This is a genomic window from Paenibacillus terreus (assembly GCF_042138595.1).
Lineage (GTDB): Bacteria > Bacillota > Bacilli > Paenibacillales > Paenibacillaceae > Paenibacillus > Paenibacillus terreus.
This window is the reverse complement of record NZ_JBHIRX010000002.1, coordinates 602,560-611,757: the sequence shown is the minus strand read 5'-3', so window position 1 is coordinate 611,757 and position 9,198 is coordinate 602,560. Positions and strand designations below refer to the sequence as shown.

The 9,198-nt window shown below is 52.2% G+C and carries 10 protein-coding genes; 2 read left to right on the top strand and 8 right to left on the bottom strand.

The window, feature by feature from the left end:
- Positions 1 to 73 precede the first annotated feature (73 nt).
- The 8 genes from ACE5KN_RS07010 to ACE5KN_RS06975 all read right to left on the bottom strand — a co-directional run bounded on the left by ACE5KN_RS07010 (position 74) and on the right by ACE5KN_RS06975 (position 8,006).
- Positions 74 to 628 (bottom strand): bifunctional adenosylcobinamide kinase/adenosylcobinamide-phosphate guanylyltransferase, encoded by a 555-nt coding sequence (locus ACE5KN_RS07010; RefSeq protein ID WP_375528450.1) that lies wholly within the window; start codon positions 626 to 628, stop codon positions 74 to 76.
- A 45-nt stretch (positions 629 to 673) separates the two neighbouring features.
- Entirely contained in the window at positions 674 to 1,237 is a 564-nt protein-coding gene (locus tag ACE5KN_RS07005; protein ID WP_375528451.1) for a hypothetical protein, read from the bottom strand.
- 119 nt (positions 1,238 to 1,356) lie between these two features.
- Positions 1,357 to 2,574 (bottom strand): aminotransferase class I/II-fold pyridoxal phosphate-dependent enzyme, encoded by a 1,218-nt coding sequence (locus ACE5KN_RS07000; protein ID WP_375528452.1) that lies wholly within the window; start codon positions 2,572 to 2,574, stop codon positions 1,357 to 1,359.
- A gap of 15 nt (positions 2,575 to 2,589) precedes the next feature.
- Positions 2,590 to 3,090, bottom strand: coding sequence for an Lrp/AsnC family transcriptional regulator (locus ACE5KN_RS06995; protein WP_355316790.1), 501 nt, complete (start codon positions 3,088 to 3,090; stop codon positions 2,590 to 2,592).
- Between the two features lie 179 nt (positions 3,091 to 3,269).
- A complete protein-coding gene (locus ACE5KN_RS06990; RefSeq protein ID WP_375528453.1) occupies positions 3,270 to 4,484 on the bottom strand; it encodes an MFS transporter in 1,215 nt (404 codons plus the stop codon).
- Positions 4,485 to 4,575: 91 nt separating this feature from the next.
- Positions 4,576 to 5,136, bottom strand: coding sequence for a hypothetical protein (locus ACE5KN_RS06985; RefSeq protein WP_375528454.1), 561 nt, complete (start codon positions 5,134 to 5,136; stop codon positions 4,576 to 4,578).
- Between the two features lie 39 nt (positions 5,137 to 5,175).
- On the bottom strand, positions 5,176 to 5,553 hold the full coding sequence (locus ACE5KN_RS06980) for a DUF350 domain-containing protein (RefSeq protein ID WP_375528485.1): 378 nt from the start codon (positions 5,551 to 5,553) through the stop codon (positions 5,176 to 5,178).
- Positions 5,554 to 5,642: 89 nt separating this feature from the next.
- The gene (locus tag ACE5KN_RS06975) at positions 5,643 to 8,006 is read right to left on the bottom strand and encodes an endonuclease MutS2 (RefSeq protein ID WP_375528455.1); all 2,364 of its coding nucleotides are present in this window, start codon (positions 8,004 to 8,006) and stop codon (positions 5,643 to 5,645) included.
- 235 nt (positions 8,007 to 8,241) lie between these two features.
- On the opposite strand from ACE5KN_RS06975, the gene ACE5KN_RS06970 reads away from it, so the two are divergent.
- A complete protein-coding gene (locus ACE5KN_RS06970; protein WP_355316784.1) occupies positions 8,242 to 8,607 on the top strand; it encodes a phage holin family protein in 366 nt (121 codons plus the stop codon).
- A gap of 192 nt (positions 8,608 to 8,799) precedes the next feature.
- Positions 8,800 to 9,186 (top strand): cupredoxin domain-containing protein, encoded by a 387-nt coding sequence (locus ACE5KN_RS06965; protein ID WP_375528456.1) that lies wholly within the window; start codon positions 8,800 to 8,802, stop codon positions 9,184 to 9,186.
- The last annotated feature ends 12 nt before the right edge of the window (positions 9,187 to 9,198 follow it).

Below are 9,198 nucleotides of genomic sequence, written 5' to 3'. Positions count from 1 at the left end.
TGAATTCAAGATTCGATGTCGAGTCCGCTTCCTGACTTCCTTCGTGATCAAAAGATGACTTTTTGAACTACCTCTAATATCTCAAGCTGCGCTCCTTCAAATCTACCGCCAAGCCTGCCGTCAGCTGGAATACCTTGTCCGCCCGCGCAGCCATCTCCATGTTCAGGCGGGATATCAGCCTGCTGAACAGCGCCTCTTCTTCACCGGGATGAAGCATGGGGTACACTTCATTTGTAATGACGAGCAGCATCCCCTGATAGTTCAGCAGCTTGTCCGATAATCGCTCCGCCTTCACTTCAAGCCGCCTTCGTTCCGCCTGCTGCAGCGGTCCGCTGCCAAATTCTTCCTTCAGGCAGCCTGTAATGCTGTCAACAATGACGATCCTGCGGTCGGCACGAAAGATGTTGGACTCCAAATTGAGATGCTCAAGCACATTGGGCAGCGGCATCTCTTGGTCCACGATGATTCTGTGGTAAGACGGCGGCAGTTCGCAGGCTGCAGCAGATGTTCCGGCGGCAGTTCGGCCGGGAGCCGAAATATAAATCCCTTCACGGGCAAGACGTGCTGCCATTGATAATGCAAACTTTGTCTTCCCGGTACCGATTCCTCCTGTAACCATGATTAACATACGAATTCCTCCCAGTCACCGTACGAACAGAGGTAAATAATCACCTTATTCAGCCAAAGCCTTTAATACGCTGACCGCTTCTTCCAGATTGCCCGTCCTTGGCGGGACCGTTGCAAACAGATTGGATGAGGCGTAGCCAACCTCCTTAAACAGAGCCATCTGATCGGCAGGAATGCCGTACAGGTGGGTCTCCATCACTGTTTCTTCTGCTGCTTTCCCCTCTTTATTCACGGGCTTGAATACAGCACCTTCAAAAACGCCCCGCGGATAAGCTTCCTTGTCAAAGTATTCATCCAGGGGCAGGTTCCCGCCTTCTCTGCCGTTATTTTTCATATCTTCCTCCGGCAGAATGAAAATATCATGCTCTCCGGCCACATATTCCACCAGCAGCTTTGAACGGTCATAGATGGGACTGGCGACCACTTCGACAGCCGGTCCTCCTTCACCGAGCTTCTGCTGCAGCTTTTGCTCAAGCTCCTGGCTGACGGCCGAAGGATCGCCCTGATTATCAATAATAAAAATGGAAAATGCCTTGTTGTCGTCCTCCCCGCAGCCAGCTGCCACGAATAGAAATGCAAGCACACCAAACAGCCTGAACAGCCTCTTCATCTATGTACCTCCCTTTTCCCATGCATTCAATATAGCACAGGTTGGGAAGACAAAAAAAGAAGACCCGCGAGGGCCTCCTGTCCGTCCTAAGAAGCTTATACTGCTTACCCGATTATCCGTCAGGCTCCTTCTGTTTTCAGCGTGTGCACAAAATTTCCGATCCGCTCAAGCGCTTCCGTCAGTTGGACAACGGATGTGGCATAGGAGCAGCGCAGATATCCTTCGCCTCCCAGGCCAAATACATTTCCCGGCACGGCAGCGACTTTGGCTTCATAGAGCAATCTTTCGGCAAACGCATCCGAGCTTAACCCGGTGGATTGAATACTCGGGAACACATAGAAAGCTCCCTGCGGTTCATGACAGTCCAGTCCAATGTCCCTGAAGCCCTGCACCATCAAGCGGCGGCGCTGGTTGTAGGCATCGACCATCCGGTCCTTTTCCCCCATTCCGTTGCGCAGCGCTTCCAGCGCGGCTACCTGGCCCATCGAAGGAGCACACATGACCGTATACTGATGAATTTTCAGCATGGCCGAAATGAGATCCCGGTGGCCGCATGTATAACCGATTCTCCAGCCTGTCATCGCAAATGCCTTGGAAAAACCGCTGACAAGAATCGTACGGTCCATCATGCCGGGGATTGCCGCAAAGCTGACATGATTCTGATCATACGTAAGCTCGGCATAGATTTCATCCGAAATCACAATCAGATCATGCTTTTCAACCACTTGCGCAATCGGGAGCCAGTCCTCATAGCTCATCGTTGCCCCCGTAGGATTGCTCGGGTAACAGAGAATCAGCACCTTGGAGCGGGGTGTAATTTTCGCCTCCAGCGCCTCAGCCGTCAGTTTGAAGCCATTGTCGGCGAACGTTTCGATGCCCACGGGAACCCCGCCGCCAATCGCCGTAATAGGAGAATATGAAATATAACAAGGCTCAGGAATGAGAATTTCATCCCCTGGTGTAATCAGGGCCCGCAGGGCGAGATCGATGGCTTCACTGCCCCCGACCGTTATAATCATCTCATCCTGCGGATTATAGTTGACGGAGAAGCGGCTGCTCAAATAATGGCTGAGCTCCTCGCGAAGCTCCGGCATGCCCGCATTGGATGTATAGCTTGTAAATCCGCGCTCCAGGGAATAGACACAAGCCTCGCGCATATGCCAGGGGGTTGTAAAATCGGGCTCCCCTACCCCAAGCGTAATAATATCCTTGCTTCCTCCGACCAGATCGAAAAACTTCCGGATCCCCGAAGGCTGGATGTCTCGCACCAGAGGAGCCAGATAGGAGCTCATTGATTTGCTTCCAGCCTGCAGAGCTTGTTCTTGATTAAGTGTCATTATGAGTCGCTTCCTTTACGGCGAGATCATGAGGCGGTTATCTTCTTCCTTGTCATCGAAGATAATGCCGTCCTGCTTGTATTTTTTCAGGGTGAAATTCGTTTTGGTCGACAGTACGGAGTCAATCGGGGACAGCTTCTCAGATACAAAGTTCGCAACTTCGCGAAGATTCTTGCCCTCCACCTCCACCAGCAGGTCGTAAGCTCCGGACATCAGGTAGACTGATTTCACCTGTGGATACAGATAGATGCGCTCTGCAATGCCTTCAAACCCTCTGCCCCGCTCCGGCGTAATCTGAACCTCAATCAACGCGGTAACCTTCTCGTCATCAACCTTGTCCCAATTGACGACCGCTGCATATTTCACGATCACATGCTTATCTTCCAGCTCTTGAATGGCGGCTTTGACCTCTTCCTCGGCAATGCCGAGCATGGTCGCCAGCAGAGCGGGCGAACGTCTGGCATCCTCTTTCAGAAGCTCCAGCACCTTTAATTTTGTCTCATTCAACTCTGTCATGCAAAGACCTCCAGCGTGTTTTCGCGGACATTGACCGGATCTTCATGTCAGGTCTGCGAAAAAGATAATACTTATATTACATCAATTTGGAACAGGTGCAAAGCAAAAACAGCCATTCATTTCTGAAGGGCTGCTGAAATGAACAATATTGTCTTTCACAGTAAAAATAAAAAGCAAAGCTATTCCGATACCGGCTTCCAGCCTGCGGATTTCATCATTCCTCGCACAAAAAACCAGCCGATTACGGGCGCACATCCAAGACCGATCATCAGCCACGTGATGACATGCGGCATGCGGCTGACGGATAACACCCCGATAAAAATAAACGTTCCGATCAGCCGCCCTGTCATGAGGCACAGCTCACGCAGCACAACCAGTTCAACGCGTTCGGCAACGTTACGCTCCGTCGCACCCATTAAGTCGAAGCCCAACGTGGTAATGGGGATCAGATAAAGCGGAATAAACAGGGACGTGCCGATGCCCATGAACAGAAGTGTGCCGTACTTTACCTTCCACAGCAAAGGAAGCAGGACGGCCACCAGCAGCAGTGCTCCTGCCATCATGCCAGCGGAACGGTAGCGCGGCCGCAGCCATCTTCCCGCCGCCCAGAAGCTGATAAGGGACACCGCCGACGTAATGAGCGAAAACTGTCCAAGCTTCCATTCCTGCTTTGTAGCCACAAAAACGAGCAAAGTGATAAGAAACGAGAATACTCCTTCCCGGATGCCTTGGGCGGCAAGCGCAAGGGAGAGCGGTCTCCAGGGGCTTTTCACATCACTCAGCCTGTTCCACGGCTCGGCCCAGTTATATTCCTCCTTAACCTTGCGTTTCTTGAGGAAAAAGCTGAGGATGACCCCAACGATATAAATCGCCAGTGAAATGCTGAAGATGACACGGTAGCCTGCGTCGTTTTCCATGCTTGCAATAATCCAGCCTGACAGCCATGGGCCTACGATACCTGCTAAAGACCCGAGCAGACCGACCCAGCCGTTAAACCGATCCCTGCTTCCTCTGTCGGTAACTTCAAAATAGACAACATTAAACGCAAGCCAGAACAGGCCAAGTGCGATTCCCAGCAGAATGCCAAGCGGCCAGATATAATGAACGGCTTTGGGCCCGGACCATAAAACAAGCAGATAAAATATCCCGGACAAGGCTGTGCCCGCGCGGAGGGCATTCATTTTGTTATGCTCCTTTACCCACTTTCCCGCAATCCAGAATGTCAATCCGAGCGCTACCTGCTGGCTGACGGTAAACCAGCCGATCATGGCATAATCCGGTTTGCTTTTCCACAGATATACGTTGAGAAAAGTGCCTGACAGCGCTCCTGCAAATACAAACAGCCCATTCATGCCAAGCAGCAGAATGGACTGTTTATTCAAGCTCGTTTTCAACAGTGTTCCCCCTCTAACCGAGATCCGCCCTGCGGGCTCTCCGTTAACATGCCCCAAAATGCTTAAAACATGTCAGAAGGTAGCTGTCATTTTATTTACGGCCGGAGCCCAGCGTGTGCATCAACCGGAGCCGGTCATCCTCGGCCAGGCTGTGCTGAATCTGAAAACACCCGGTGCAAACATAGATATTCATGGTAAAAGGCGGTTCAAGAACAGGCTTTCCAAGCGAAGCCGGAACGGACGGGACAAAGGTATCCGCCGCTACGGTTCTTGTTCCCGTCAGCAGCATATACTCCCGGCAATGCGGACATTCCGGAACCTCCTCCTGACTGTCCAGCACCTTTTCGACACCTTCTTCATAAGCCAGCAAGTCCTGCCCGCTTTCCTCGTACTTCTGCAGCGTATGCAGAACCGGAAGCCTGTGCAGGTCCTCGTCCTGCCAGGACACCAATTCCTCATCCTGCACTTCCTCATCATCATATTCATCACTTTGACGGTCATTCAAAATTTCGTTCTCATCCCCGCCGATATCGACCGTTAGCGTCCGATATCCTTTCAGCTCGTTATGACAGTAGGGGCACTCTTCTTCCGGGCCAAGCTCCTCGTCCCAGACGATTTCCGTCTGGCACCAGGGACAAATCGTTTTTTCCATCTCTGTTTCCTCCGTTTAGCTCGCGATTAAAAGCGTAAATTAACTGATGCTGGCACCGATTACATAAGACAGCGAAATGGAGATGATCATGGAAAACAAGCCAACAGCCTTGTTGTCATTCTGGATCTCCTTATCTATCGAAAATACGGGTGTCAGAAATTCAAACAAGAAATAAGCGGCCAGCAGCAGCAGAAAGCCCAGAAACGACCAGATCATCGTATCGTACACCGAGGAGCTTCCGTTAATGCTGAAGCGCATAATGTTGCATATCCCGAATACCTTTCCGCCGGTGGCCATGGCGACAGCCACATTGCCCTTGCGGATTTCATCCCAGCACTTGTAGCGGGTCACCAGTTCAAAGCAATATAAATACACAATAAGCTGAACCACCGCAACCGAAAAATACCCCAGCAACATTCCAAGCGGATAGGTCAGCAGTTGATCGATCTCTTTCACTTTCTCCCTCCCAATCGGTCACAGGCCGCAAGCAGGTGCGGATGGGCAAGCTATTTTAACTCAGCGACGGTCACACCTGACCCGCCTTCCCCGTAGTTACCCAGTCTGTAGCTTTTTACATGCTTGTGACGGCGCAGATAGTCCTGAATGCCGGAACGCAGCACACCCGTGCCTTTACCGTGAATAATGTAGACCTGTCCCAGATTGGCCATGAAAGCTTCGTCCATAAACCGGTCCACTTCAATCAACGCTTCCTCTACATTGGCTCCTCTTAAATCCAGCTCGCTCCGGACCCGGTCATCACGTGTCCGGTTCACGCCGGCGACCGCACGCTGCTTGGGCTGAGCAGGCTTCGGCGCATCCAGCAGCTCAAGGTCATCCAGGCTGACCTTCATTTTCATAATGCCCAGCTGTACAATCGCTTCCTTGCTGCCGGCCAGTTCAACAACATGGCCCTTCTGCCGGAGGCTGTGCACTTGCACCTCATCCCCGGGCTCGATGGCCCGCGTTCTGGCGGACTGGCGCGGAGCGGACGATTTTTTGCGCTGCTTCGGCTCCGCCTCCTCAAGCTCCTTGCGGGCGGCGATCAGACGGTGCTCCTTCACGGCAGCGCCTTCCTCCTGGGCAAGCTTGCGCAGATCGGCAATAATCCGTTCCGACTCGCCCCGGGCCTTCTGAAGCACCTCGCGTGCTTCCTCTTCCGCCTTCTCCAGCATACGCTCACGCTGTCTTTCGAGCTTGTCAAGCTCTTCCTGATAACGGGTGCGAAGCTCCTCAGTCTCCCTGCGCATCCTTTCGGCCTCGGACCGCTCCTGTTCCGCTGTCAGGCGATTCTCCTCCAGAGAAGCGATCATATGCTCGACACGCTGATCCTCCTCGGTTACCTCGCCGCGGGCATACTCCAGAATCTGCTTGGGCAGACCAAGCCGTTCCGCAATCGCAAAGGCATTGCTTCGTCCTGGAACACCGACGAGCAGGCGATAAGTCGGACTCAGCGTAGCCACGTCAAACTCCATGCTGGCATTAATAATGCCATCCCGGTCATATGCATATGCCTTAAGCTCGCTATAATGCGTCGTAGCCACCATGCGGCAGCCGGTTGCATGGATATGCTCCAATATGGCCACCGCCAATGCCGAGCCTTCAGCAGGATCCGTACCCGCTCCCACCTCATCCAGCAGAACAAGGCTTTGGGCAGTCATCTGCCGCAGTATGCTGATTATATTCGTCATATGGCTGGAGAATGTACTCAGATTCTGCTCGATACTCTGTTCGTCGCCGATATCGGCGTAAATCGCATCAAACACCGACAGCTCACTCGCATCCTCGGCGGGAACAAACAGGCCGGACATTGCCATCAGGCTGAGCAGGCCGATCGTTTTGAGCGTTACCGTCTTACCTCCGGTATTCGGTCCGGTCACGATGATGGACGAATAACTGCCGCCCAGTTCAACATCAATCGGCACCACTTTATCCAGCGGGATCAATGGATGGCGGCCCTTCTTCAGCCTGATATACCCTTGATCGTTAATCACCGGAAGGGTGGCCTTCATTTCTCTCGCAAGCCGTGCTTTGGCGAAAATAAAGTCAAGACTGCCGAGCAAATCAAGATCATAAAGCAGCAGTTCCGCCTGTTCTCCCACCTGTGCGGTCAGCTTCTGCAGAATGACCTCAATTTCCCGCTCTTCCTTCATTCTCGTTTCACGCAGCTTGTTGTTCATCGTTACGATGGATTCCGGTTCGATGAACAGGGTGGCGCCGGAACCAGACTGATCATGCACGATGCCGCCGAAATAGGAACGGTATTCCGCTTTGACAGGAATGACGAACCGGTCGCCGCGGATCGTTATAATCTGGTCCTGCAGCATCTTGGATACTGTGGATGACCGGATCATGGAGTCCAGCTTTTCACGGATTCTCACCTCGCCTGAGCGCAGCTCGCGCCTGATTTGGGCCAGCTCCGCGCTTGCGGTATCCAGCACTTCGGCATTGTCGTCGATACAGGCTTTGACGGCGTTCTCCAGCGGCTTCTGGTCCGATAGCTGCTCACTGATGAACAGCAGGGATTCAACGACATGTTCTTCATGCACGCCCTCAATATATACCTTGATCCGCCGCCCCGCCTGAATGGTGGTGCGGATGCCGAGCAGCTCCTGCGGATTCAAGGTGCCTCCGATTCGCGCCCGCTTCACGGCAGGGGATATATCAACCACTCCGGTAAAAGAAGGGGTTCCCTTCAGACGGTCCACAGCGAACGCTTCGTCCGTGCTTTTCAATAAAGCTTGTATATGCACCGCATCCGAGCCGGGGCGAAGCTGCATGGCTGTATGTTTACCCATCGGCGTTTGCGTGTAATTAGACAATGAGCTCAATATTTTACCATATTCAAGTGTTTGCAAAATTTTTGCGTCCAACGTTACAGCTCCTCTCAGTTATATCTGTATTATAACGAAAGCTGGCCGCTTTCGCTATTTACCGCCGTTTGCTATGAAGTATCTTTCGTCAGAATGCATTCTGGGCATAAAACAGCATAAGACGGACGTCCGCGTAACATACTAATGCTTGCATATCCGCGGATTTCAAAGAAACCGCGGCCATTCTCCAGCCTGCAATCCATTTGCGGGCTGGGAGCAGAACAGGAGGCATACCATGAGAATTCTAGGCCATATTGTACGTTTTGTCGTTGCCGCGCTCGTGCTTCTCGTTGTCGGCTGGATTGTTCCCGGATTCAGCGTAGGCGGTTTCTGGAGCGCTCTGATTCTCGCCATTGTGATTGCCGTCATCGGCTGGATCATTGAAGCCATGTTCGGCCGCAGAGTCAGTCCGTTCGGACGCGGCATTGTAGGCTTTTTGGTCAGCGCGCTGGTCATCTACATCGCACAATTTATCGTGGGCGGTGTGGAGGTTTCCGTTTTGGGCGCCCTGCTTGCTGCGCTCGTCATCGGAATTATCGACCTGTTTATCCCGGTTTCGACACCTTTTGAAGCCGGGCGGAACAACAACGACCGTACTTAGATCTTCCACAGGAACAGCAGCAGGCAAAAGAGGCCTTCCCAAACACCGGGAAGCCTCTTTTTTTACAGAATGAAGTTCGTTTTCATAAATTGATCACATTCTCTCCGGACAACTTGCGGTATGATGGCATATAGGACATATTTCAGCAGCTAGCTGTATGCTGAACTAAGCCAATGGATTGGGGGAGAGCATATGGGATTCAGGCTCTTTAGACGCAACGGATTCCTTCTGGTATTAGCGGGGTTTCTGCTTTTGCTCCTGTCTGCCTGCGGAAGCAAAGCTTCTCCGAATGCAGCTACACAGCAAACAGGCGCCAGTGAAGAAATCGTGATCAAAGCAAGCAATTTTGCATTTGACCAGCAGGAATACCGCGTGAAACAAGGAGTTCCTGTAAAAATTTCATTTGAGAACGTAGAAGGCACACATGGCGTCATCATACAAGATCTGAACATCCAGCTGGACAGCAGAAATACTTCCCAGGTGGTTACGCCCGAGCAGAAAGGGGAATACGAGATTAACTGCTCCGTATTCTGCGGCTCTGGCCATCATTCCATGACAGCCAAGCTTATAGTTGAATAGACGAAACCAAGC